The sequence below is a fragment of the Plantibacter sp. CFBP 8804 genome (assembly GCF_014841225.1).
Lineage (GTDB): Bacteria > Actinomycetota > Actinomycetes > Actinomycetales > Microbacteriaceae > Plantibacter > Plantibacter auratus.
Map to the genome: position 1 here is coordinate 364,813 of NZ_JACYTU010000002.1, position 22,697 is coordinate 387,509.

General features: G+C 70.6%; 20 protein-coding genes. 9 read left to right on the plus strand and 11 right to left on the minus strand.

What is annotated here, in order from left to right; genetic code table 11:
- Positions 1 to 51 precede the first annotated feature (51 nt).
- The 6 genes from IFU11_RS07070 to IFU11_RS07095 all read left to right on the plus strand — a co-directional run bounded on the left by IFU11_RS07070 (position 52) and on the right by IFU11_RS07095 (position 7,336).
- Complete coding sequence (locus IFU11_RS07070; protein ID WP_192018541.1) at positions 52 to 1,674, plus strand: ABC transporter substrate-binding protein; 1,623 nt, start codon at positions 52 to 54, stop codon at positions 1,672 to 1,674.
- Positions 1,675 to 1,745: 71 nt separating this feature from the next.
- The gene (locus tag IFU11_RS07075) at positions 1,746 to 2,837 is read left to right on the plus strand and encodes an ABC transporter permease (protein WP_199862193.1); all 1,092 of its coding nucleotides are present in this window, start codon (positions 1,746 to 1,748) and stop codon (positions 2,835 to 2,837) included.
- Positions 2,834 to 3,706, plus strand: a complete 873-nt coding sequence (locus tag IFU11_RS07080) for an ABC transporter permease (protein WP_191941427.1) — start codon at positions 2,834 to 2,836, stop codon at positions 3,704 to 3,706. The genes IFU11_RS07075 and IFU11_RS07080 overlap by 4 nt, the downstream gene beginning before the upstream one ends.
- Positions 3,703 to 5,421 (plus strand): dipeptide ABC transporter ATP-binding protein, encoded by a 1,719-nt coding sequence (locus IFU11_RS07085; protein ID WP_192018542.1) that lies wholly within the window; start codon positions 3,703 to 3,705, stop codon positions 5,419 to 5,421. Before IFU11_RS07080 ends, IFU11_RS07085 begins: the two co-directional genes overlap by 4 nt.
- A 35-nt stretch (positions 5,422 to 5,456) precedes the next feature.
- Positions 5,457 to 6,221 (plus strand): SAM-dependent methyltransferase, encoded by a 765-nt coding sequence (locus tag IFU11_RS07090; protein ID WP_192018543.1) that lies wholly within the window; start codon positions 5,457 to 5,459, stop codon positions 6,219 to 6,221.
- A gap of 149 nt (positions 6,222 to 6,370) precedes the next feature.
- On the plus strand, positions 6,371 to 7,336 hold the full coding sequence (locus IFU11_RS07095) for an oxygenase MpaB family protein (protein ID WP_371742735.1): 966 nt from the start codon (positions 6,371 to 6,373) through the stop codon (positions 7,334 to 7,336).
- Between the two features lie 303 nt (positions 7,337 to 7,639).
- Here IFU11_RS07095 and IFU11_RS07100 read toward each other — a convergent pair whose 3' ends face one another.
- The 5 genes from IFU11_RS07100 to IFU11_RS07120 are packed head-to-tail and all read right to left on the minus strand — an operon-like array spanning position 7,640 to position 12,575.
- Positions 7,640 to 8,425 (minus strand): ABC transporter ATP-binding protein, encoded by a 786-nt coding sequence (locus IFU11_RS07100; RefSeq protein ID WP_192018544.1) that lies wholly within the window; start codon positions 8,423 to 8,425, stop codon positions 7,640 to 7,642.
- Entirely contained in the window at positions 8,418 to 9,206 is a 789-nt protein-coding gene (locus tag IFU11_RS07105; RefSeq protein ID WP_086473981.1) for an ABC transporter ATP-binding protein, read from the minus strand. The genes IFU11_RS07100 and IFU11_RS07105 overlap by 8 nt, the downstream gene beginning before the upstream one ends.
- Positions 9,203 to 10,114 (minus strand): ABC transporter permease, encoded by a 912-nt coding sequence (locus tag IFU11_RS07110; RefSeq protein ID WP_137243315.1) that lies wholly within the window; start codon positions 10,112 to 10,114, stop codon positions 9,203 to 9,205. The genes IFU11_RS07105 and IFU11_RS07110 overlap by 4 nt, the downstream gene beginning before the upstream one ends.
- Positions 10,111 to 11,070, minus strand: a complete 960-nt coding sequence (locus IFU11_RS07115) for an ABC transporter permease (RefSeq protein WP_086473979.1) — start codon at positions 11,068 to 11,070, stop codon at positions 10,111 to 10,113. The genes IFU11_RS07110 and IFU11_RS07115 overlap by 4 nt, the downstream gene beginning before the upstream one ends.
- A complete protein-coding gene (locus tag IFU11_RS07120) occupies positions 11,067 to 12,575 on the minus strand; it encodes an ABC transporter substrate-binding protein (protein ID WP_071262450.1) in 1,509 nt (502 codons plus the stop codon). Before IFU11_RS07120 ends, IFU11_RS07115 begins: the two co-directional genes overlap by 4 nt.
- A gap of 273 nt (positions 12,576 to 12,848) precedes the next feature.
- On the opposite strand from IFU11_RS07120, the gene IFU11_RS07125 reads away from it, so the two are divergent.
- Entirely contained in the window at positions 12,849 to 13,304 is a 456-nt protein-coding gene (locus IFU11_RS07125; RefSeq protein WP_159453431.1) for an SIP domain-containing protein, read from the plus strand.
- Between the two features lie 46 nt (positions 13,305 to 13,350).
- Here IFU11_RS07125 and IFU11_RS07130 read toward each other — a convergent pair whose 3' ends face one another.
- The 5 genes from IFU11_RS07130 to IFU11_RS07150 all read right to left on the minus strand — a co-directional run bounded on the left by IFU11_RS07130 (position 13,351) and on the right by IFU11_RS07150 (position 19,000).
- On the minus strand, positions 13,351 to 13,761 hold the full coding sequence (locus IFU11_RS07130; protein WP_064295281.1) for a hypothetical protein: 411 nt from the start codon (positions 13,759 to 13,761) through the stop codon (positions 13,351 to 13,353).
- Positions 13,758 to 15,173, minus strand: a complete 1,416-nt coding sequence (locus IFU11_RS07135; protein ID WP_192018545.1) for a dihydrolipoyl dehydrogenase family protein — start codon at positions 15,171 to 15,173, stop codon at positions 13,758 to 13,760. Before IFU11_RS07135 ends, IFU11_RS07130 begins: the two co-directional genes overlap by 4 nt.
- A complete protein-coding gene (locus tag IFU11_RS07140) occupies positions 15,170 to 16,030 on the minus strand; it encodes an arginase family protein (RefSeq protein ID WP_192018546.1) in 861 nt (286 codons plus the stop codon). The genes IFU11_RS07135 and IFU11_RS07140 overlap by 4 nt, the downstream gene beginning before the upstream one ends.
- Before the next feature lie 79 nt (positions 16,031 to 16,109).
- The gene (locus IFU11_RS07145; protein ID WP_064295284.1) at positions 16,110 to 16,883 is read right to left on the minus strand and encodes a PspA/IM30 family protein; all 774 of its coding nucleotides are present in this window, start codon (positions 16,881 to 16,883) and stop codon (positions 16,110 to 16,112) included.
- Positions 16,884 to 16,957: 74 nt separating this feature from the next.
- The gene (locus tag IFU11_RS07150) at positions 16,958 to 19,000 is read right to left on the minus strand and encodes a TPM domain-containing protein (RefSeq protein ID WP_192018547.1); all 2,043 of its coding nucleotides are present in this window, start codon (positions 18,998 to 19,000) and stop codon (positions 16,958 to 16,960) included.
- A gap of 277 nt (positions 19,001 to 19,277) precedes the next feature.
- Between IFU11_RS07150 and IFU11_RS07155 the strand changes: the two genes are divergently transcribed.
- Positions 19,278 to 20,024 carry a gamma-glutamyl-gamma-aminobutyrate hydrolase family protein gene (locus IFU11_RS07155; RefSeq protein WP_064295286.1) on the plus strand — a complete coding sequence of 249 codons (747 nt, stop codon included), beginning with the start codon at positions 19,278 to 19,280 and terminating at the stop codon, positions 20,022 to 20,024.
- A 185-nt stretch (positions 20,025 to 20,209) separates the two neighbouring features.
- Positions 20,210 to 21,040, plus strand: a complete 831-nt coding sequence (locus IFU11_RS07160) for a DUF3097 domain-containing protein (protein WP_124769602.1) — start codon at positions 20,210 to 20,212, stop codon at positions 21,038 to 21,040.
- 223 nt (positions 21,041 to 21,263) lie between these two features.
- Here IFU11_RS07160 and IFU11_RS07165 read toward each other — a convergent pair whose 3' ends face one another.
- A complete protein-coding gene (locus IFU11_RS07165; RefSeq protein ID WP_371742736.1) occupies positions 21,264 to 22,598 on the minus strand; it encodes an aminotransferase class III-fold pyridoxal phosphate-dependent enzyme in 1,335 nt (444 codons plus the stop codon).
- Positions 22,599 to 22,697: the final 99 nt, after the last annotated feature.

Sequence of the window (22,697 nt, forward strand, 5' to 3'; positions counted from 1 at the left end):
CAACCACACCGGCACAGCACCGGACCACCCCGACCCACAGGAGTACCCGTCATGACCCGAACCACCAGACGGCGAGCACGACTCGCCGCCGCAGCACTCGTCGCCGTGAGCATCGCGCTGACCGGCTGCTCGGCGGCGTCGGCCTCGTCCGACGCGGACGGTGGCAGCCTCACCTACCTCGACGCGGAGATCCCCACCTCGGCGCAGGTGCAGGAGGCGGGCACGTGGCAGACCCGTGCGCTGCAGCAGAACATCACCGACCGCCTGCTCTACCGCAACGCGGAGACGGGCGAACTCGAACCGTGGATCGCCGACTCCTGGACCGTCAGTCCCGACGGTCTCACGTACACCTTCGTGATCCGTGACGGCGTCACCTACAGCGACGGCACCGCCGTCGACGCCACGAGCGTCGCGAAGAACCTGAACTGGCAGTCGACCGGCGACGAGGCGAAGGGCACGACCCCGAACGCGCAGTTCCCGCCCGGTCTCGTCGCGACGCCGGACGACGCGACCAGCACCGTCACCGTCGTCCTCGCCGCACCCTACGCGCCCTTCCTCGACGTGCTCACCGGGTGGGGATCCGGGCTCGTCGCCGACGCCACGATCGACGCGAGCAAGGAGGAGCAGTCGAAGTTCGTGAACCTCATCGGCTCGGGCCCCTTCGTCGTCGCCTCCGAGACCTATGGCAAGGAGATCGTGCTCGACCGTCGTGAGGGGTACGCCTGGGCCCCGCCGTCCTCCCCGAACCAGGGCGAGGCGCACCTCGCCTCGGTCACGGTCATCCCCGTGCAGGAGGACAGCGTCCGGCTCGGCACCCTGAAGTCGGGCGAGGCGGACGTCATCCGCTACGTCCAGCCGAGCGAGGAGCAAGGGCTCGTCGACGCCGGCTACGACATCGTGTCCAAGACGGGTGTCGGTCTCAGCAACCAGTGGTTCCTCCGCAGCCAGGCGCCGTTCCTCGACGACGTCGACGTCCGCAAGGCGCTGCTGCACGCGATCGACCGTGAGCAGATCATCGAGACGCAGTACACCGACAGCTGGACGCCCGCGACGTCGGTCCTGTCGCCGGGCACCTTCGGCTACGTCGACGAATCGGCGAAGTTCGCCTACGACCCGGATGCGGCGAACCGCCTCCTCGACGGCGCCGGCTGGACCGAGCGCGACGCGGACGGCTACCGCACGAAGGGCGGCGAGCGGCTCACGGTGAAGACCTACATCGACGTCTACGACAACACGGCGAAGAGCCTCTTCCAGCAGATCCAGAACCAGTTCAAGGACGTCGGCATCGAGCTGTCGCTCAACGAGCTCGACTACTCCACCTACTGGGCGACCGCGTTCGCGGACCCGGAGGTCGGGGCGCTCCGGGTCGGTTGGCCGCACCCGGACCCCTCGAAGGGCCTCAGCGAGTACTACAGCAAGGACGGTTCAGACCTCCTCGGTCTCGCCGGCTCCGACACGACCCTGCAGTCTCTGCTCGACGCGCAGAACGCCGCGACCGACGACGACACCCGTGCGGCGATCCTCGGACAGATCCAGGACCACCTGATCGACCAGGCCTACGTCGTCCCGATCCTCAACGACAGCCAGGTGTTCGTCACCCAGCAGCGGGTGAAGGGCTTCTCTCTCACCGACGGCGCCCTGCCCGAGTTCTACAACACCTCGATCGAGGACTGAGCGAGCGGGAGGGCGGTCGATCGGCCGGCCCTCCCGTGTCCGGTCCCGTCCCTTCCGAGAGGAGGCCCCACATGTCCAACCAGCATCCGAACGCCAGCGCGGCGGACACGCGACGCCGGCACTACCGCGAGTACGTGATCAGGCGCGTCGCCCAGGCGCTCCTCGTGATCGCCCTCGTCTACACGCTCGTCTTCTTCACCCTCTTCGTCCTGCCCGGCGACCCCATCGAGACCAAGCTGACGAGCCCGCTCAACCCACTGCCCCCGTCCGCAGGCGAAGCGCTGCGGGCGTACTACCACTTCGACCTGTCGCCGATCGAACAGTTCACGCTGACGGTCGGTCGGCTCCTCCACGGGGACCTCGGCTACTCGCTCGTGAGCGGTCGTGCCGTGTCGGACCTCGTCGCGCAGGGCTTCTCGGACACGATCGTGCTCGCGGGCGTGGCGTTCGTCATGACGATCGTGCTGTCGCTCGCGATCGCGCTCACCGCCGTGTACGCCCCCGTCAGGGCGATCAGGAGCATCGCGGCCTCGGCGCCCATCGCCTCGATCTCCGCGCCGAGCTTCCTCATCGGCTTCGTGCTCCTCGCGATCTTCTCCTTCCAGCTCGGCTGGGTGTCGTCGGTGCGCGATCAGGGCTTCGTGTCCTACGTGCTCCCGGCGCTGACCCTGGCGCTCGCGGTCAACGGTCCGTTGACGCAGGTGTTGATCCAGGGACTCCGGAAGGCTGCGGACGAACCCTTCGTCACCGTGCTCCGCGCGAAGGGGACGAGCGAGGTCCGGATCGCTCTCGGCCACGTCCTGAAGAACGGTGCGATCCCGTCGATCACGATGCTCGCCCTCGTCGTCGGAGAGCTGCTGGCCGGTGCCGTCGTCGTCGAGGCCGTGTTCACCCGCACCGGCCTCGGATTCATCACCTTCGAGAGCGTGCGCGATCAGGACACCCCGGTGATCCTGGCCGTCGTCATCCTCATCTCCTCCATGTACGTCGGCATCAATCTCGTGACCGACCTCGTCTACCCCGTCCTCGACCCGCGCATCGTCCGCCCGGGGCATGGGCGGCCCCGACGCTCCCGCCTCGCCAGGCCTGCTGTCGCGACAGCGGCGGCGACGGGGACGGCGGTGCCCGACGGTATCCCGTCGAAAGCGAGCGTGGACGCATGAGCCTCCGACTCCACCCGGACCGCGACGTCACCGCGGCCGACGACGGACCGGACGTGTTCCGTCGACTCCTCGGCCGCCTCGGGGTCGCGGACGTCCTGGCGATCATCGTCGTCGGTCTCGTCCTCGTGTCCGTCGTCGCACCCGGCCTCCTCACGCCGTACGACCCGCTCGAGCCCGACGACGCCAACGCGCTCGCCGCTCCATCGGTCGCGCACTGGTTCGGAACCGACTCCCTCGGTCGCGACCTGCTGTCGCGGGTGATCCACGGCACCGGTCGGACCCTGCTCGGCTCGGCGGTCGCCGTCCTCATCGGTCTCGGCGCCGGCACGGTCCTCGGGCTCGTCGCCGCGTCGTTCGGCGGTCTCGTCGACGCCGTCATCAGCCGGATCGTCGACGTGCTGCTCTCGATCCCCGGGCTGCTCCTCGCGATGGTCGTCGTCGTGGCGCTCGGCTTCGGCACCCTGAACGCGGCCGTCGCCGTGGGGATCTCCTCGATCGCGGCGTTCACGAGGATCATGCGCTCCGAGGTGTTGACGGTGAAGGACCTGCCGTTCGTCGAGGCGAGTCACCATCTCGGCGGGTCGCGGGCGTACGTCCTCGCGAAGCACGTCTTCCCGAACTCGTACTCCGCGGTGCTGTCGCTCACGGCCCTCCAGTTCGGCCTCGCGATCATCTGGATCTCCTCGCTCAGCTTCCTCGGGTACGGAGCTCCGCCCCCCGACCCGGAGTGGGGCCTGCTCGTCTCCGAGGGTCGTCAGTACGTCGTGTCCTCGCCGTGGCTCGTCGTCGTCCCGGGCCTCGTGATCGCCGTCACCGTGCTCGCCATCAGCCGTCTCAGCCAACTCACCCGCGAGAGGACCACCGCATGAACCAGGCAGCCCTGCAGCACAGCGCACTCCATGTCGTCGACGCGGCTCCGGTGCCGTTGCTCGTCGACGGACTCGCCGTCGGGTACCGGACACGTGGCTCGAGGGGGCTGACCGACACGGTGCGCGACGTGTCGTTCCAGGTCGGGCGCGGCGAGACGGTGTCGCTCGTGGGTCAGTCCGGTTCGGGGAAGAGCACGATCGCCCGGGCGGTCGCGGGGCTCCTCCCGGGCAACGGCTCGGTCACCGCCGGTCGGGTCGCGGTCGCCGGACACGAGGTCGCCGACTTCTCCCGGAGGCAGTGGCGCCTCCTGCGCGGCTCGACGCTCGGTTTCATCCCGCAGGATCCGCTGAGTTCACTCGACCCGCTGCAGCGGATCGGCGTGCAGATCGCCCAGGCGGTCCAGGTGGCGGGCGACACCCCGCGCTCGGAGGTCCCCGCGCGCGTGATCGAGTTGCTCGAGCACGTGGGCATCCGTCAGGCCTCGGCCCGCGTGCGGTCCTACCCGCACGAGCTCTCGGGCGGGCAGTTGCAGCGGGTGCTCATCGCGATCGCCATCGCGGCGAGGCCCAAGCTGCTCATCGCCGACGAGCCGACGTCCGCGCTCGACGTGACCGTCCAGCGGCGCATCCTCGACCTCCTCGACGGCCTCCGGCAGGAGCTCGGGCTCGGGATCCTCTTCATCACCCACGACCTGGCGCTGGCGCAGGAGCGCAGCGACGCGATCGTGGTCCTGCAGGACGGGAACGTCCGCGAATCCGGTCCGGCCGAGGAGGTGTTGCTCGCACCGCGGCATCCCTACACGGTGGGGCTGCTCTCGGACTCGCCCGCGTCGTCGCCGCTGCGCTACCGGGAACGCATCCGCGCTGCGGCCGAGCAGGTGCAGGCGGAGCAGCGCGGCGAGACGATCGTGCCATCCGCCGTGGTCGAGGTGTCCCACGTGTCGAAACGGTACGGGCGCGATCCCCAGACGCCGCCCGCACTCGACGAGGCTTCGCTCGTCCTCCGCCCGCGCTCGATCCACGCGCTCGTCGGCGAGTCCGGGTCGGGCAAGTCGACGCTCGCGCGCATCGTCGCCGGGCTCACGTCCTTCGACGACGGGTCGGTGCGGGTGGCCGGCCGGGAGCTGCCACGGGACAACGCCGTCGCCAACCCCTTCGCACGCGACCTCCAGCTGGTCTACCAGAACCCGCTCTCGGCGGTCGATCCGCGGTACACCGTCGGACAGATCATCGAGGAGCCCCTGCGGATCCACGGGGTGCGGAGCGCCGCCGAACGCCGGCGGCGCGTCGCGACCATCCTCGACCAGGTCGCCCTCCCCACGAGTGCGCTGGGGCGTCGTGCACGGGAGGTGTCGGGTGGCCAGCGCCAGCGGGTCGCACTCGCGAGGACGCTCGTCCTCGCGCCGTCGGTCCTCGTCCTCGACGAGCCCACCTCGGCCCTCGACGTCTCGGTGCAGGCGCAGATCGTCGAACTGCTCCTCGACCTCCGGGACGAGCACGCGCTCAGCTACCTGTTCATCTCACACGACCTCGGTCTCGTCCGGCAGATCGCCGACGAGGTGACGGTGCTGTCGAACGGGCGCGTCGTCGAGTCGGGCCCGGCCACGGCCGTCCTCGGGCATCCGCAGCACGCGTACACTCGGGAGCTGCTCGACGCGGTGCCGAGGTTCGACGTCGAGCGGCTCGATCCGAGCCGGTTCGAGGCCGTCGGATGAGCGCACCGACCACCGAGCCACGCACGGAGGAGACCATGTCACGATCGTTCGACGACCTCGTCGCCGAGGCCGACGCCGCCTCGGTCGACGGGTGGGACTTCTCCTGGCTCGACGGCCGGGCCAGTGAGGAGCGCCCCTCCTGGCGGTTCTCGGAGCTGCTCGGGAGACGTCTGGCGAGCGTCCCGTCCTCGCTCGACCTCGAGACCGGCGGGGGAGAGGTGCTCGACACGGCGCCGGTGCTTCCGCCGCTCGCCGCCGCCACCGAGTCCTGGCCACCGAACCTCGCCCGAGCCGCCGCCCGCCTGCACCCGCGCGGCGTCGTCGTCGTTCGCACGGAGGAGGGTGCCGTCTTGCCGTTCGCGGACGACTCGTTCGCGCTCGTGTCGAGCCGGCATCCCGTCGCCGTGGACTGGGCCGACGTAGCGCGGGTGATCGCGCCGGGAGGAGGCTACCTCGCCCAGCACGTCGGACCGGCGAGCGTGTTCGAACTCGTCGAGGCCTTCCTCGGCCCGCAGCCCGAAGCCGTCCGTCGAGCACGTCACCCTGACGACGAGGCCGACGCCGCCCGCGCCGCCGGACTCGAGATCGTGGAGCTGCGGACCGAACGGCTGCGGATCGAGTTCCACGACGTCGGTGCGATCGTCTGGTTCCTGCGCAAGGTGATCTGGATGGTGCCCGGATTCACCTCCGCGCGGTACCTCGACCGCCTGCGGGAGCTGCACCGTTCCCTGCAGGAGGACGGCCCGTTCGTCGCGCACTCCTCCCGAACCCTCATCGAAGCGCGCAAGCCCGCCCGGTGACCGCGGCCCTGCCGAGGCGCCCTTCGACAGGCTCAGGGACCGGGATACAGGCTCAGGGACCGGAAGACGGGAGATGATCCCCCTACGGGTGGGGCCACCGGCATCCCGACGTAGGCTCGTCGTGACGGCGGGTGGAGGACGATCGAGTGGTGGATGTCGGCACCGGACGGCGACCGGTCTCGCGCCTGCGCACCCGACTGCTCGCCGGGCTCCGCTCACGGATCCTCGCGGTCTTCGCGGTGGAGCAGGACCGCCCGCCGCAGTGGACGCTCGATCTCGAGGACGGCACCGACGCGGGGTTCTTCACGCCCGACTCCGCGGCCTGGACGGTGCACGGCGGTGTCGAGACCATGGTCGCCGGCATCCGGGCGCTCCTCCTGCAGGCGGCCCACCCCGGGGCCCTGGCAGGCGTGCACGACTGGTCCCGGTACCGGGAGGACCCCCTCGGCCGGCTCGACGGCACCATCCGCTGGATCTTCACCGTCACCTACGGCGACCGCGACACGGCCCGTCGGACGAGCGACTACGTACTCAAGCTCCACGAACGTGTCGTCGGGGAGTACCTCGACGCCCACGGCGTGGTGCGCCCGTACGCGGCCAACGACCCGGACCTCCTGCGGTGGGTGCACCTGGCGTTCACCGACGCCTTCCTGAGCGTGCGACAGACCTGGGGCGGTCGGATCCCCGGTGGTGCGGACGCCTATGTGGCCGACTGGGCGCTCGCGGGCGAGCTCATGGGCGTCGTCGACCCGCCCCGCTCGGAGGTCGAACTGGCCAGGCAGCTGCGCGGGTACCTCGACGCCGGCGAGCTGACCGGCGGCCCGCGGGTGGACGAGACCCTGGCGTTCCTCCGTCGACCGCCGCTCGACCGCTCGCTGCTCCCCGCCTACGGGATCCTCTTCGCGGGAGCCGTCGCGACGATCCCACCCGAGTACCGCCGCATCCTCGGGCTCCGCACCGCCCACCTCGGCCCGATCCCGCTGCCGGTCGTGACGGCGACCCGGGTCGTCCTGTGGATCGTGGGGCTCGTCCTGCACGGTGAGTCGCCGAGCCAGCGCGCGGCCCTGCGCCGGCACCGGCGCCTGGCGGACCCGCCGGCCGTCTCCGGTCCCTGAGCTTGTCGTCTCCGGTCCCTGAGCTTGTCGAAGGGCTGCGCTCCGCGTTCCGTACTTCGCCCTTCGACAGGCTCAGGGACCGGGTGGAGGCGCAGGACCGGACGGCAGGTCGGCATGCCCTCTTGGGCGTCATCGCGCCGCCAACCGTCTCCGGTCCCTGAGCTTGTCGAAGGGCGGTTCTGCGCGGAGGATTGTCGCCCTTCGACAGGCTCAGGGACCGGGGAATGGTGGCTGAGGGGCCGAGACGGTGGTCCAGCGACGGTGGTCCAGGGACCGTGTGGTGGCTCAGGGACCGGGGCGGTGTCAGAGGCGGGGGACCGAGGCGAGCAGCTGGGTCGTATACGGATGTGACGGCCGACTGAGGACCTTGGCGACCGGGCCCTCCTCGACGATCGCTCCGTCGCGCATGACGACGACCCGGTCGCAGAGATGCTGTACCACGCCGATGTCGTGCGAGACGAGCACGATCGCCAGCCCGAGCTCCTGACGCAGCCCGCCGAGCAACTCGAGGATCTGCGCACGGACGGTGACGTCGAGCGCGCTGAGCGGTTCGTCGCCGACGAGGAGGCGCGGGCGGTGCACGATCGCGCGCGAGAGGGCGATGCGCTGCCGCTGACCGCCGGAGAACTCGTGCGGGAAGCGGTCGGCCGCGTCGGCGTCGAGCCCGACGAGCCGGAGCACCGCGCGGACCCGGGAACGGTGGTCGCCCTCGATCCCGAGCGCCGAGAGCGGCTCGGCGACGATCCGCCCGACGCTCATGCGAGGGTCGAGCGATGCGTACGGGTCCTGGAACACCACGCCCGTCTGTCGACGGAACCAGTGCAGACTCCTGGCGCTCGCCGTGGCGCTGACGGGACGGCCGTCGAACGCCACGGACCCGGAGCTCGGGGTGTCGAGCGCGAGCAGGAGGCGGACGAGCGTCGACTTGCCCGACCCCGACTCACCGATGATGCCGACCGCCTCGCCCGGGGCGACGACGAGGTCGCTCGGGTGGAGCGCGACGGTGCGGCTCGGGCGCTGGAAGAGCGACTCCCGCGGGTTGGTGTAGACCCGTCCGAGCCCCTGGGCGTGGAGCAGCGGCTCAGTCATCGTCCTCGCCCTTCCAGCTCATGGTCTTCGCGGCGGCCAACAGTCGCTGCGTCACGGGCGACACCGGCGTCGACAGCAGCTGGGCCACCGGCCCGGCCTCGACGACCTTCCCCTGCGCGAGCACCACGGCATCACTGGCGATCCGGGAGAGGACCGCGAGGTCGTGGGTGATGAAGACGAGGGACGCCCCGGTCTCGCTCACGAGACGCTCGAAGAGGCCGAGGATCTCCGACTGGATGGTGACGTCGAGCGCCGTGGTCGGCTCGTCCGCGATGAGCAGGGAGGGTCCGCACGCGAGGGCGATGGCGGCCGCGACCCGCTGGCGTTGCCCGCCCGACAGCTGGTGCGGGTACCGCCGGACGATGCGCTCGGGGTCGGGCAGACGGACCCGCGCGGCGAGTTCGACGGCCCGATCGAGCGCCTCCCGTTTCGACAGCCCCTCGTGGATGCGCAGTGGCTCGCCGATCTGACGTCCGATGGTGCGGATCGGGTTGAGCGCCGTCCGAGGCTCCTGGAACACGATCCCGATCTCACGCCCGCGGATCCGCGCGAGTTCGCGGTCGTCGCGGCCGAGGAGCTCCTCGCCCTGCCAGCGGATGCTGCCGCTCACCGAAGCGCCGTCCGGGAGCAGTCCGAGGATCGCCAGCGCCGTCAGTGACTTCCCGGATCCGGACTCGCCGATGAGGCCGAACCGTGCGCCCGCCGGCACGCTGAAGCTCACGCCGTCGACGACCCGGCGGCCGCCGAGCGTGACGACGAGGTCCTGGACGTCGAGACTCATGCGGTCACCCCCTGGGGCGAGGTGGGCGTCGAGGCGGGTCCTCGGCGACCGAGGGTCGGATCGGTCGCGTCCCGCAGGGCGTCTCCGAGAAGATTGAGGGCGAGGACGGTGATGGTGATGGCGAGCCCCGGCCACAGCACCGACAGCGGGTGCACGGCGAGGTAGGTCTGCAGCTCACTGAGCATCCGACCCCAGGACGGGACACTGGAGGGGGCGCCGTAGCCGAGGTACGACAGGCCCGCCTCGGCGAGGACCGCGACCGCCATCGACCACGACAGCTGGACGATGAACACCGGTGCGACGTTCGGCAGCAGATGCCGCGTCAGGTTCCTCACCGGTCCGAGACCGGCGGCCTTGCCGGCGAGCACGTACTCGCTGTGCGAGACCCGGCGGATCTCGGGGCGGGTCACCCGTGCGATGTTCACGCCGAAGCTGATGCCCACCGCCCAGATGACGACCCACAGCGAGCCGCCGAAGACCGAGGCGATCATCATGGCGATGAGCAGTGTGGGGAACGCGATGAGGATGTCGATCAGCACCGCGACCGTCTCCCGGACCCAGCGCCGCGTGAGTGAACCGAGGGCGGCGAGGGCGACCCCGAGGACCGTCGAGACGACTGCGGAACCGATCGCGACGGCCACGGTCACCCGCGCACCGACGAGCAGCAGGCTGAAGATGTCGCGTCCGACCTCGTCCGTGCCGAGCAGATGGGCCGGCGACGGAGCCAGCCACTTCGCGAACGGATCGGTGAGCTGGGGGTCGTACGGCGTCCAGAGGAAGGAGACGCCGGCGCTCAGGAGGAGCAGGGTGACCACGACGAGCCCGAACACGCCTGCCGGGCCGGACACGAGGGTGCGGAGTCCGCCTGATGCCGCGCGCCGACGCGGGTGATCCTGACGGGCGGTCATGTGGTCCGCTCCCGTTCGCGGAGTCGGGGGTCTGCGAGACGGTGGACGACGTCCACGACGGCACCGATCACGAGGACCACCCCGGTGAGGACGAGGAGCTCGCCCTGCACCTTCACGAGGTCGCGGTTGCCGACGTCGGCGACGAGCATGCGCCCGATGCCGGGAAGCGTGAAGAGCTGTTCGATGATGACGCTGCCGACGATGAGCCCGGCGATCTGGAGCCCGAGCACGGTGACGACCGAGAGCGCCACGTTCGGCAGCCCGTGGCGGATGAGCGCCTGCGAACGGGTCAGCCCCTTCGCCGCCGCCGTCCGGACGTAGTCCTGGCCGATCGCGTCGAGGGCGGCGGAACGGACGAAGCGCAGCAGGACCGCGCCCTCGACGATGCCGATCGTGAGTGCCGGGAGGAGGAGGGCACGGATCGCCGCCAGCGGATCGTTCCAGCCCGCGCGCGGGAAGCCCTGCGCTGGGAGCCAACCGAGCACGACGGCGAAGAGGAGCACGAGCATCATGCCGGCCCAGACGACCGGGACGGCGGCGAGCCCCTGCGACGCGAAGGAGATGACGACGCCCGTCGCGCGGGTGCGCCGGACGGCCGCCAGCACCCCGAGCGGAACACTGAACGCGAGGGCGATCACGAGGGCCATGATGCCGAGCGGGACGGTCACCTGCGCCTTCTGGGCGAGTTCGCTGGCGACGGGGGTGCCCGTGATGAGCGAGTTCCCGAGGTCGCCCCGGAGCAACCCGCCGATCCAGTCGAGGTACTGCAGGAGGACGGGCTGGCCGAGTCCCAACTGTTCGCGGATCGCGGCGACCGCTTCGGGCGTCGCATCCGTTCCTGCGATGACCTGGGCGACGTCGCCCGGGAGCACCCTGATGGTGAAGAAGATCAGGGCGCTCGCGGCGAGGAGCCCGACGAGGAGGAGTACCAGCCTCGTCAGGATGAACCGGGTCACCCGGTCACGGCGACCTTCGCCAGGTTGATGCGCGAGTTGACCGAGTCCACGGGGAAGCCGGTCACGCCGTCGCGCACCACCGTGAGGGTGATCGCGGTGTAGAGCCAGTCGGCGGCGTTGTCCTTCGACACGAGGTACGCCGCCTCCTTGAGCTTCTGGGCTGCGACGGCCGGATCGGTCGCCGCTACGGATTCAGCATAGAGCGACTGGACCTGCGCGTTGTCGTAGCCGAAGTAGTAGTTCGGGTTCGCCCAGTTCTGGAAGTCGCGTGCCTCGACGTGGTTCACGTAGCTGAGGTCGTAGTCCTTGTTCGTGTAGACGTCGTTCAGCCAGGTCGGGAACTCGACGCTCTTGACCGTGAGGGTGACGCCGATGGCCTTGAACTCGGACACCAGGACGTTGGCCACCGAGGTGCCGTAGAAGCTCGGGATCGTGAGCGTCAGGGACAGGTTCTCCTGGCCGGCCTGGGCGAGGAGCGCCTTCGCCTGGTCCGGGTCGTACTTCACGAGCTCGCTGAGGTTCTCGTAGCCCGGGTCGAGCTCGGGGATCGGACCGTACTGCTCGACTGCGGCGCCGCCGACGGCCTCGACGATCGCGGCGTGGTCGATGGCGGAGCGGAGCGCCTGCCGGACGAGGGGGTCGTTCAGGGGAGCGCGCTGGTTGTTGAAGGCGAGGGTGTACTTGTCGGTCGTCTTGCCTTCGGTGATGCTGAACCCGTCGGCGCGGGTGATCTGGTCCTTGAGGTTCGCGTCGAGCGCCGTCTGCACGTCGAGTTCGCCGGCGAGGGTGGCGTTGACGGCGGAGGAGGCGTCGGGGATGTAGCTGAAGACGACCTCCTTGACCTTCGGAGCGTCGCCCCAGTACTTCGCGTTCCGGTCGAAGGTGATGCTGTCGCCCTGCTTCCAGGTCTTCAGGGTGAACGGCCCGGTACCGTTGGCGGTCGTCGACAGGTCGTTGGTGGCGCCCGACTCCAGGACGAGTCCTGCGCGTCCGGTCAGGGTCCACAACAGGTTGGAGTCGGGCGAGGTGAGCTGCAACTGCACGGTCGAGTCGTCGACGGCCGTGATCGAGGCGACCTTCTGGAGCGCCACGTTGTCGACGAACGTCGGGTCCTGCTGAACCTGCGTGATGGAGTCGACGACGTCGGCCGCGGTCAGGGCGGCGCCGTCGTGGAAGGTCACGCCGTCGCGGAGGACGAAGGTGTAGGTGAGACCGTCGGCGCTGATGTCGTGGCTCTTCGCGAGCGTGTCGACGATCTGGTTGTCCTCGGTGCGGGACACGAGGCCCTGGTAGACGTTGTCGATGAGGATCTGATCGAGCGCGGCGCCCGAGGTGGTGCGGATGTTGAGGTCGGAGGGCTCCAGGACGAGACCGACCCGCAGGGTCGCGTCGGCGTCGGGCGTCGGCGTCGCGGCCGGGCCTGCGCAGCCGGTGAGGACGAGGGCGGCGCCGGTGACCGCGATCGCGGCGGTGAGGAGCTGACGACGCAGCTGACGATGACGCATGGAGGTCCTTTCGGGGATGCTGGAGTGACCGGCATCTGGAGACGCACAACCGGTTCCGGGCAGCGGGCATTCCCGCCTGGGCCGCGTGAATACTGGACCGCGTCCGGAAAGCCGCATCGCTGGGGCTCCAGCGAGCGTACCCAGTCGACGTGTGTGGTGCCAGCCACGGTGTCAGGGGGCGTCACAGAGTGATCGGATCGTGATGTGCTCCGCCGCCTTGGAAGACCCTGCGCAGGAGATGGAAGTGAGCTTAGGCTCGCCTATACTGATCGCGTGAGCTATTTCGAGGATCCGGCGGAGTTCGCCGTCGCGGACGCACGCCACGTGCTGCTCGCGGGCGACGAGTCGTCGGTCGGCGAGCTGGCGGAGGTCCTCGCGCTGCTCCCCATCTGCGCCCGCGGTCAGGTGTTCGTCGAGGTCGACGACGCCGCGTCGATCACCACCCTCGACTCGCCGGGACGCGTCGTCGTGACGTGGCTCGTCCGCGCAGCGCGTTCGGGGGAACCCGGAACGGGCAGCCGGTGCGCACGCGGTCAGGCCGTCGCACGAGCGACCCGGGCCTGGGCGAGCGAGATGCTCGACGTCGACGGACACGACGCGGCCGACTACCACGTGTGGATCGGCGGCGAGACGGAGCACCTCACGGGCCTCCGGAACGACCTCAGGATGACGCTGGCGAGCATCGGCGCGCGTCAGCGCTCGAGCTCGGTCGAGCGCGCATCGCACTGACACGACCTCGAACCGGCACGACACCGCACGGACGCCGCGACGCTCGTCAGCGGCGCTTCGGCAGGTAGCCTCCCGCTTCGAGACCGGCTTCGATCTCGAACCGGTTCCGGAGCGGATCACGACCGGCGATCGCATACATGAGCGGGAAGAGCATGCCGTAGCGCTGCCACTGCCGCTTGTGCACCGCCTCGTGTTCGAGCACCCGGGTCGACACGTTCCGATCGGTGAGGTACACCCCGCCGACGCATGAGCCACCTCGGCCGAATGTCCACGACGGCATCCCGCGGAAGACGATCATCCCGCCCCGCCGTTCGACCGGACCGGTGCTCCAGAGTGCGCCCCAGACGAGCCCGGTGAGCGTGGCGTACCAGTACCCGATCCGGCTCAGGGGTGAGTCGAGCCACGGGCCGCCGGAACGACGGCTCCGCGGCTCATCGACATCGCCGGGACGGGTCACGCACCGCTCCGGTAGGTCTCGAGGAGTCGCAGCCAGATCTCGCTCATCGTCGGGTAGGACGGCACCGCGTGCCAGAGGCGGTGCAGCGGCACCTCACCCACGACGGCGATCGTCGCCGCGTGGACGAGTTCGGCGACGTCCTGACCCACGAAGGTCATCCCGATGATCACGCCGCGCTCCTCGTCGACGACCATCCTCGCCTGCCCGGTGTAGCCGTCGGCGTGGAGGCTCGAGCCCGCGATGCCACCGAGGTCGTAGTCGACCACCCGGTGGTCGATCCCCGCCGCCTCGGCCTGCGCGGCAGTGAGTCCGATGGCGGCGACCTCCGGTTCGGAGAAGACGACCTGCGGCACGGCACGGTGGTCGGCGGTCGCCGCGTGGTCGCTCCACGGGCTGGTGTCGACGTCCTCGCCGTTCGCCCGTGCCGCGATGACCGCGCCCGCGGCGCGTGCCTGATACTTGCCCTGGTGCGTCAGGAGAGCCCGGTGGTTGACGTCGCCGACGGCGTAGAGCCAGTCGCTGCCGTGAGCGAGGAGCTGATCGTCGACCTCGATCCAGGCACCCGGTTCCAGGCCGATGGTCTCGAGCCCGAGGTCGTCCGTCCGTGGCGTCCGGCCGGTGGCCACGACGAGTTCCGCCGTCGTCACCGCGTCCCGGTCGTCGAACTCGAGCGTGACGGCACCGTCGGCGGCCCGCGAGACGGCGGTGGGGGACGCGTGCACGATCGTCACGCCGAGTTCACGCAGGGAGGACTCGACGAGCTCGCCGGCGAACGGCTCGGTGTTGCCGAGCAGGCCGCTGCGGGCGACGAGCGTGACGTCGACCCCGAGCGAGCGGTAGGCGGTCGCGAGCTCGACGGCGACGACGCCGCCACCGAGGAAGGCGACGGACGCTGGCAGGGTCTGGACGCTCGTGGCCTCGCGGCTCGTCCACGGCTCCACCGCCGCCAGCCCTGCGATGTCGGGCAGGAGCGCGGCGGAGCCGGTGCAGACCGCGACGGCGTGCGTCGCCGTGAGCACCGTCGTCGAGCCGTCGGCGGCCGTCACGGTGACCTCGCGTTGGCCGGTCAGGCGACCGTGCCCACGCACCAGCTCGATGCCGGCGCCCTCGAGCCACTCGACCTGGCCGTCGTCCGACCAGTCACTCGTGAACGAGTCCCGTCGCGCGAGGACCTTGAGCGGATCGAGCGCGGTGTCCTCGGGGATGGCTCCACCCGTGCGCTTGGCGGCCCGCAGGGCGGCTCCCGAGCGGATGAGGGCCTTGGACGGCATGCAGGCCCAGTAGGAGCACTCACCGCCGACCAGTTCGCTCTCGACGATGACGACGCTCAGACCGCTCTTGTGGGCGTAGTCGGCGACGTTCTCGCCGACGGGTCCGGCTCCGATGACGACGAGATCGACGGTACGGCTCATGGGGTGACTCCTGTCGGGTTGGTGCTGTCAGGTTTCGGTTCGCGACTGATCGCGCCGATGATGCGGAGGATGGTTCCGAGGTCGTCGGCTGCGGCGTCGGGGGAGCCGGGTGAGAAGCCCGTGACCCCGGCCCCGGCGAAGCCGAATCGGGTGCGGAGGGCGGTGATGCAGTCGAGCAGGGTGCCGAGTTCGAGACCGAAGGGGACGGCCGAGCTGACGCCGGCGATGACGGCGGGGTCGAGGACGTCGACGTCCACGTGCAGGTAGACGCGGTCGGCGCCCGTCGCCTCGACGGCGGCGACCACCTCGGCGGCGCTCGTCATCACCGAGGAGACCATGGGGATGCCACGCTCCTCGATGTGGGCGAGTTCACCGTCGTCGAGGTCACGCACCCCCACGAGGACGAGTCGGGCGGGATCGAGTGGGGCCTCGGGCAGCAGCATCGCGGCGCCTTCGCCCGTGAGTGCCCGGGCGACCATGCCGCTGAACGACCCGGACGGCGAGCTGAGCGGGGTGTTGAGGTCGCCGTGGGCGTCGAACCAGACGACGGCGATGCCGGGGTCGCGTCGGAGGGCCTCACCGACCGACGCGAGTTCGACGCCGCAGTCCCCGCCGATGGTGATGACGGGCTCGTCGATCCCGACGAGCGCCTGACGTTGGAGTTCCGCGGTCGTCACGAGGGAACTGGCGCGCCGGATGTCGGTGTCGAGGGCCTCGCCGGCCTCGGTCGGCACGTGGACGAGTGTCGTGGCCGCCGTCGGCAGGTCGCCACGGATCGCCTCGGCTCCATCGATCAACTGCATGGCCCTGGACGAGCCGGAGCCCTGCCACTGGGGGACGACGACGAACTTCGTCATGCGGTGCCTTCCTGGAGATGGTGCGAGGGGGCGAGGGCGACGGGCCCTCGGGAGGTCCCGAGGGCCCGTCGGATCGGTACTACTGTCCGGCGTTCGGCGTGTACTCGGGTCCGGAGGACTCGATCGCGGGAGACGCGGAACCGCCGCCCTTCAGCGCGGCGAGGCGGGCCTCGACCTCGGTCAGCTCGCCGAGGTCCTCAAGGTCGTTGAACTGCGCGTCGAGACTCGAGGCGGCGAGCTCCTGCTGGCCGAGCACCTTCGCCTCCTCGCGGCGGATCTTGTCCTCGTAGCGGCTGAGGTCGCTCGTCGGGTCCATGATGTCGATGCTGCCGACCGCATCCGCGACCTTGCGCTGGGCCTCGGCGGTCTTGGCACGGGCGACGAGCTCGCTGCGCTTCGTCTTCAGCTGCTCGAGCTTCGTCTTCATGCCGTTGAGGCCGTTCTTCAGCTGCTCGACGACCTTCGTCTGCGACGCCAGCTGCGGCTCGGCCTGCTTGGCCTCGTTCTCGGCGCCGATCTGGCGCTGGAGCGCGATCTTCGCGAGGTTGTCGAACTTGTCGGCGTCCGCGGCGTTGCCCGCCTGACGGTATTCGTCGGCCTTGCGACTCGCGGCCAGCGCCTTGGTGCCCCACTCGGAGGCCGCCTCGACGTCCTGCTGGTGGTCCTGCTCGAGGAGCCGGAGGTTGCCGATCGTCTCGGCGATCGCGCTCTCGGCGTCGGCGATCGAGTTCGTGTAGTCCCGGACCATCTGGTCGAGCATCTTCTGCGGGTCCTCGGCGGAGTCGAGCAGCGCGTTGATGTTGGCCTTGGTCAGCTGGGCGATGCGTCCGAAGATGGACTGCTTCTCTGCCATGGTGTGGTTCCTCTCTCGTGTCCTGCTGGGTCGTGTCGGTCGGTGTCTGGTGATGAGGTGGGTGGTGCAGCGGATCAGAAGCGACCGCCACCGCGTCGGGAACGGGTGCCGCCGCCACCGAAGCTGCCGGCGCTGCGTGAGCGACCGGAGCCGCCGCCGAACATGCCGCCGCCGGAACGGGACCCGCCGCCGCCGAGGACGGAGTTGATCAGGATGCCGCCGAGGACGGCACCGAGCATCCCGTTGCCACCCTGCTGACCCTGGCCGCCGCCGAACATGCCGTCGAGTCCGCCCGCCGACTGGCTCTGGAACTGCCCGAGGTCGGCCTGGGCGAGCTGCACCGCTTGACTCGCGAGCGAGTTGGCGCGCTGGGCGAGGGAGAGCGCCTGCGTTGGGTCGGTCGCGGCGAGACCCTGGGCCTGCACGAGGGTGCGGCCGGCCTCGGCGAGGCGCGTCCGGGCCTCCGGGCCGACGGCTCCGCGCCGCGAGACGATGAAGTCCTCTGCAGCCGACACCTGCGCGCCCGCCGTCTGCAGGGTCTGCCCGAGGGCGGCTGCGGCGCGTTGTCGCTGCTCCGCCGCGGTGCGCACTCCCTGGAGAGCACCGTCGATCTGCGTGTTCGCCGCATCCAGGCGGGCGAGGAGGGCGATCGGGTTGTTCGGTGTGCCGAGCGCGCCGCGCACCTGGGAGACCGTCGCGGTGGTGCTCGCGACCGCTGCGGCGAGGGTGCCGGTCGGGTCGGGTTGGCCGACCGCCGCGGCGATGTCCCCGTCCAATTCGGCCAGTCGGGCGGCGAGGTGCTGCTCGGCGGTCGTCAGATCCGCCTGCAGCCGCTTCACGGCCCCGGTGAGCTGGGTGGCCTGGTCGAGCGCTTCCTCCGCGGCGCGGATGCCGACGGCGGCCTCGCCCGAGTCTCCGGCGGCGAGCCGTGCAGCTGCGTCGGAGATCGCTGCGGTGGCGAAGGCGAGTCGCTCGGTCGCCTGCGCCGGGTTGTCGATCACGGTGATGAGGGCGTCGGGGCTGTAGCGCGTCTGCAGGGCGTGCACCGCGTCTTGCGCGGCCGTCACCGTCGGTCCGGCTGCGGCCGCCCTGGCTCGCAGCTCCTCGACCGCGGCGGGCGCGTTCTTCTCGAGTGCGCGGAGCTCGTCGAAGGAGGCGGCCTGTTCGTCGAGCACGTGGTTCGCGTGCTCGCAGAGCCGGATGATCTGGAGGTTCCAGTCGCGTTGTTGCTGCTCCGTGTCCGGCTCGGCGTCGTCGAGCCGCTGCTTGAGTGCGAAGGCGTGCGAGAGGTCGTCCTTCGCTCCGGCGAGGGCAGCGGTGAACGCGGCCGTGGCCGGTTCGCCGTAGGAGGCGGTCGCGAAGCCGAGCTCCTCCTCGCTCGTCCGGACGGCGTCGTCGGTCTGGACGAGCGCACTGCCGGCGAGTCGTTCGAGCTCGGGGATCGGGGCGGTGGTCAGCGGGTCGACCGGTGCGCCCTGCCGGCCCGCGGTCACCCCGCCGTCGCCGTTCGCAGCGCGGCGTCGGCGGAGGAAGACGACCAGGAGGACGACGGCCACGACGGCGACGACCACGATCAGCAGGATCGTCAGCCACCCGGTCGAGCCGCCTGATCCGCTACCGGCACCCCCGATCGACCCGCCGCCGACGGCGGCACCCAGGCCTTCGGCGGCAGCGACGCCGGCCCCGGCCCAGTTCTCGTCACGCAGCTGCGGCAGGATGCGCTGCTGCTCGATCTCGGTCAGCTGATCGCCGCTCACCGGTCCGCTGGAGTCGCCGGAGAGGTAGTAGGCGCGGTCCTCGGTCGCCACGGCCAGCAGGTACTGGTTCGGTCCCAGGTTGTTGTCCTTCGCGGTCTGGTTCGCCCAGGACTCGGCATCGCTCGGGTCGGTGAAGGTCGGCACGTAGACCACCCAGAGGTCGACGCCGTGATCCGCGGCCAGGTCGTCGACGGCCGTCGTGATCTCGGAGACCTCACCGCTGCTGAGGACACCCGCGCTGTCGGACACGCGCCCGGCGCCGAGCTGCACCGGGCTCTCCGCCCAGGCGGCGGTGGCTCCCGCTCCGAGGAGCACGGCCACGCAGAACGCCCAGATCGATACCGCCCAGCGAACCCGCATCGGCCACCTCGTCACTCGTTCGGACCCTGGAGCCCCACCCCGCGGCTCGGTTCCGAGTCTAGGTCCGGGCCCTCGACATCTCTACAGCGGGCTCCCAGCGAGCGCACCGAACCGGAGCTGTGCTATACGGCGGTGGCGGTGCTTCGGCGACACGGAACGTGACGCTGTCACCGACCGTGACGGACTCTGTTACCGACCGTGACGCGGCCACTCGCGCGAGGGCATCTGCCCGGCGAGACTGGTCGAGTCACCTCACGGAACCCCTGGAAGGAGCATCATGCAAGGACACGTCTCACCCATGCTGGCGCTCGTCGAGGTCACCAGGTTCCGTGAGGACGATCAGGCGTACCACGAGTACGTGCAGATCCTCGTCGGACGGACCATCGCTGCCGCCGAACGGGCCGGCTGGCGCGTGACCCGGTTGGCCGCGCACGACCTCGGCACCGATGCGCTCCTCGCCTCGACCGACGGGGCCTCCGCCGTCGTCATCATGGGCGGCGCCGACATCGATCCCGCCCAGTACGGCGGAACCACCGGCTACCGCGCCGAGGGCCAGCACTTCCCCGAGGCCGACCGCGCCCAGCTCGCGGTCGCCCGTCGCGCCGCCGAGCGAGGCACGCCGCTGCTCGGGATCTGCCGTGGTCACCAGATCATCAACGTCGCCCTCGGCGGGACGCTCGTGCAGGACCTCGGTGAGCACAGCGCCCACCGCAACGAGGGCGTCCCGGTCGATGAGAGTATGACCCCGCACGAGGTCGAGCTCGACCCCTCGAGTGCCCTCGCGTTCCGACTCGGTGCCCGTCACCTCCAGGTGCAGAGCGCCCACCACCAGTCGGTCGGCGAACTGGGCGAAGGCCTCCGCGCCGTCGCCTGGGCCTCCGACGGCACCGTCGAGGCGATCGAGCACCGCACCCTGCCGATCACCGGCGTGCAGTGGCACCCCGAGGACCCCGGCACTGTCGACGACCAGCTCGGGCTCCTGCTCGGCGGTCTCGCCCGCGAGGCGGAGCGCGCCGCCGCCTAGTCGGGGCGTGTCTCCGCACCGGGCGGCTTCGCATGCCAGGAGGCCCTCCCGCTGCAGGCGACCCACCGCTCGACCTGTCCCCGACTCAGGACGGCGTCGGCGTGTCGAGCCTGGATTGCGGCGTGTCGGCCACGCCACGCCGGGGCCGTCCTGAGAAAGGTCGGAGGGTTGGTTAGCGTTGACGGGTGTTCGAAGACAGGTACGGTCAGGACGTCCTCGCGGGGGACTGGCGGAAGAAGAACCGCGTGGTGGCCCGCGAGGTCGAGGCGGTGACCGACCTCGTGGTCGAGGAACTCGGCGGCTTCTGCGGCGCGATCACGCGCGTCGAGGCGAAGACGGTCGAGCTCGAGGACTACCGCGGCAAGCGACGCGTGTTCCCCATGGGGGCGGGGTTCCTCCTCGAGGGTGAGCCCGTCGTCCTCGTCGTGCCGAAGCGCGCACCGACGGGGCGGGCGCGCACCGCTTCCGGCTCCTTCGCGGTGGAGACGACCGCTCGGGTGGCTCGCGCGAGCCGGATCTTCGTCGAGGGCCGCCATGACGCGGAACTCGTCGAGCGGGTCTGGGGCGACGACCTCCGCGTGGAGGGCGTCGTCGTCGAGTACCTCGCGGGCGTCGACCACCTCGACGCCGCGCTCGCCGAGTTCCGGCCGGGCCCCGACCGTCGTGTCGGCGTCCTCGTCGACCATCTGGTCCCCGGTTCCAAGGAGCAGCGGATCGCCGACGCCGTCATGGCCGGACCGAACGGCCGCAACGTCCTCATCGTCGGGCACCCGTACGTCGACGTCTGGCAGGCCGTGAAGCCCGCCAGGGTCGGCCTGCGCGAGTGGCCGACCGTCCCTCGCTCCATCGAGTGGAAGAAGGGCATCTGCCAGGCGTTCGGCTGGCCGCACGACTCGCAGGCCGACATCGCCCGTGCCTGGAAGCGCATCCTCGGTCAGGTCCGGACCTTCAACGACCTCGAGCCGGAGCTCCTCGGTCGCGTCGAGCAGCTCATCGACTTCGTCACCGTCGACTGAGCCGCCGCCGGTTGCGCCAGCGCGGTGCGCTGACGTCACCGCGGGGCACCGCCGCGAGCGCGACCCTCCGGAGACCCGCGCTCACGCGCCCGGGCCGCGCTCGCGCCGATTCGGGTGGGTTCGCGTCAGCGCACCGCGCTCGCGGAAGGGTACGGCGGCCGCAGACCCGCGCTCGCGTCAGCGCACCGCGCTGAGATCTCACCAGCGGAGGCGACCGCTGCCGCTAGGAGGAGACCTGACCCAGGGCGTCCTCGAGGACGGACACCGCGTCGCGGAGGAGCTCGTCGGACATGACCGCGCTCGGGAGGAGTCGCAGCACCGAGTCCCAGGAGCCGGCGTCGAGCACGAGCACCCCCTGGGCGATCGCCGCGTCGATGACGGTCTGCAGTGCCGTGGGGTGCGGCTGCTTCGTGCCGGGGACGACGAACTCGACACCGGCCATCGCACCGATGATCCGGACCTCGCCGACGATGTCGAACCGCTCGGCCCAGTCACCCATGAGCGATCGCAGGGTCGCCTCCACGCGACGTGCCTCGCCCAGCAGGTCCTCGCGCTCGATGACCTCGAACGTCGCGAGCGCGGCCGCCGTGGACACCGGGTTGCCGCCGAAGGTGCCGCCGATGCCACCGGGCTGGACGGCGTCCATGATCTCGGCGCGCCCGGTCACGGCCGACAGCGGGAAGCCGCCGGCGATGCCCTTGGCACTCGTGATGAGATCGGGCACGACACCGTGGTGCTCGATCGAGTACCAGGCGCCGGTGCGGCCGATGCCGGCCTGGATCTCGTCGGCGACGAACACGATCCCGTTCTCGGTGCACCACTCGCTGATGCGCGCGAAGTAGCCGGGCGCGGGGATGACGATGCCGCCGTCGCCGAGGACCGGTTCGGCGAAGAACGCGGCGACCTCACTCGCACCGATGTGCCGCTCGATGTAGTCGATCGTCACCTCGGCAGCCGCCGGTCCGTCGAGTCCGTCGCGGAAGGGGTAGGAGAGCGGGACGCTGTAGATCTCACCCGGGAACGGGCCGAACCCGAGGCGCTCGGGCGCAGGCCGGTAGGTCATCGCCATCGTCAGGTTCGTGCGTCCGTGGAAGGCGTGGTCGAGGGCGACGATCGCGCGACGTCCGGTGTACTTCTTCGCGATCTTCACTGCGTTCTCGACGGCTTCGGCACCGGAGTTCAGGAGGATCGAGCGCTTCTCGAAGTCGCCCGGAGTGATCTCGGACAGCTTCTCCGCGACGCGCAGGTAGTTCTCGTACGGCGTCACGGTGAAGAGCGTGTGCGTGAGCTTCGTCGCCTGCTCGGCTGCTGCCGCGGCGACGTCGGGGTTGGCGTGCCCGATGGTCGTCACGCCGATGCCCGTTCCGAGGTCGATGATGTGGTTGCCGTCGACGTCCACGAGGATGCCGCCGGAGCCGTGGTCCATCCACACCGGCGCGAGGTTGCCGGCACCGCGCGACACCGCGCGGCGGCGCCGTTCCGTGAGGGCGAGCGATCGGGGGCCGGGGATGGCGGTCACGAGCTGGCGTTCCTGGGGCACGGAGTAGTCGATGGTCATGCAGGCCATGGTAGGCGCGCGTCCTCCGAGGATGCCGGGGGCCGACGGAGCGTCGCCGACGATTCCACGACATCTGGCGGTTGACTGGTGTTCACCAAC

Excerpts from the sequence above, each read along its gene's own strand:
- IFU11_RS07070 (WP_192018541.1), top strand. The coding sequence starts at position 52 with ATGACCCGAACCACCAGACGGCGAGCACGACTCGCCGCCGCAGCACTC.
- IFU11_RS07075 (WP_199862193.1), top strand. The coding sequence starts at position 1,746 with ATGTCCAACCAGCATCCGAACGCCAGCGCGGCGGACACGCGACGCCGG.
- IFU11_RS07080 (WP_191941427.1), top strand. The coding sequence starts at position 2,834 with ATGAGCCTCCGACTCCACCCGGACCGCGACGTCACCGCGGCCGACGAC.
- IFU11_RS07085 (WP_192018542.1), top strand. The coding sequence starts at position 3,703 with ATGAACCAGGCAGCCCTGCAGCACAGCGCACTCCATGTCGTCGACGCG.
- IFU11_RS07090 (WP_192018543.1), top strand. The coding sequence starts at position 5,457 with ATGTCACGATCGTTCGACGACCTCGTCGCCGAGGCCGACGCCGCCTCG.
- IFU11_RS07100 (WP_192018544.1), bottom strand. The coding sequence starts at position 8,425 with ATGACTGAGCCGCTGCTCCACGCCCAGGGGCTCGGACGGGTCTACACC.
- IFU11_RS07105 (WP_086473981.1), bottom strand. The coding sequence starts at position 9,206 with ATGAGTCTCGACGTCCAGGACCTCGTCGTCACGCTCGGCGGCCGCCGG.
- IFU11_RS07110 (WP_137243315.1), bottom strand. The coding sequence starts at position 10,114 with ATGACCGCCCGTCAGGATCACCCGCGTCGGCGCGCGGCATCAGGCGGA.
- IFU11_RS07120 (WP_071262450.1), bottom strand. The coding sequence starts at position 12,575 with ATGCGTCATCGTCAGCTGCGTCGTCAGCTCCTCACCGCCGCGATCGCG.
- IFU11_RS07135 (WP_192018545.1), bottom strand. The coding sequence starts at position 15,173 with ATGAGCCGTACCGTCGATCTCGTCGTCATCGGAGCCGGACCCGTCGGC.
- IFU11_RS07140 (WP_192018546.1), bottom strand. The coding sequence starts at position 16,030 with ATGACGAAGTTCGTCGTCGTCCCCCAGTGGCAGGGCTCCGGCTCGTCC.
- IFU11_RS07145 (WP_064295284.1), bottom strand. The coding sequence starts at position 16,883 with ATGGCAGAGAAGCAGTCCATCTTCGGACGCATCGCCCAGCTGACCAAG.
- IFU11_RS07150 (WP_192018547.1), bottom strand. The coding sequence starts at position 19,000 with ATGCGGGTTCGCTGGGCGGTATCGATCTGGGCGTTCTGCGTGGCCGTG.
- IFU11_RS07155 (WP_064295286.1), top strand. The coding sequence starts at position 19,278 with ATGCAAGGACACGTCTCACCCATGCTGGCGCTCGTCGAGGTCACCAGG.
- IFU11_RS07165 (WP_371742736.1), bottom strand. The coding sequence starts at position 22,598 with ATGACCATCGACTACTCCGTGCCCCAGGAACGCCAGCTCGTGACCGCC.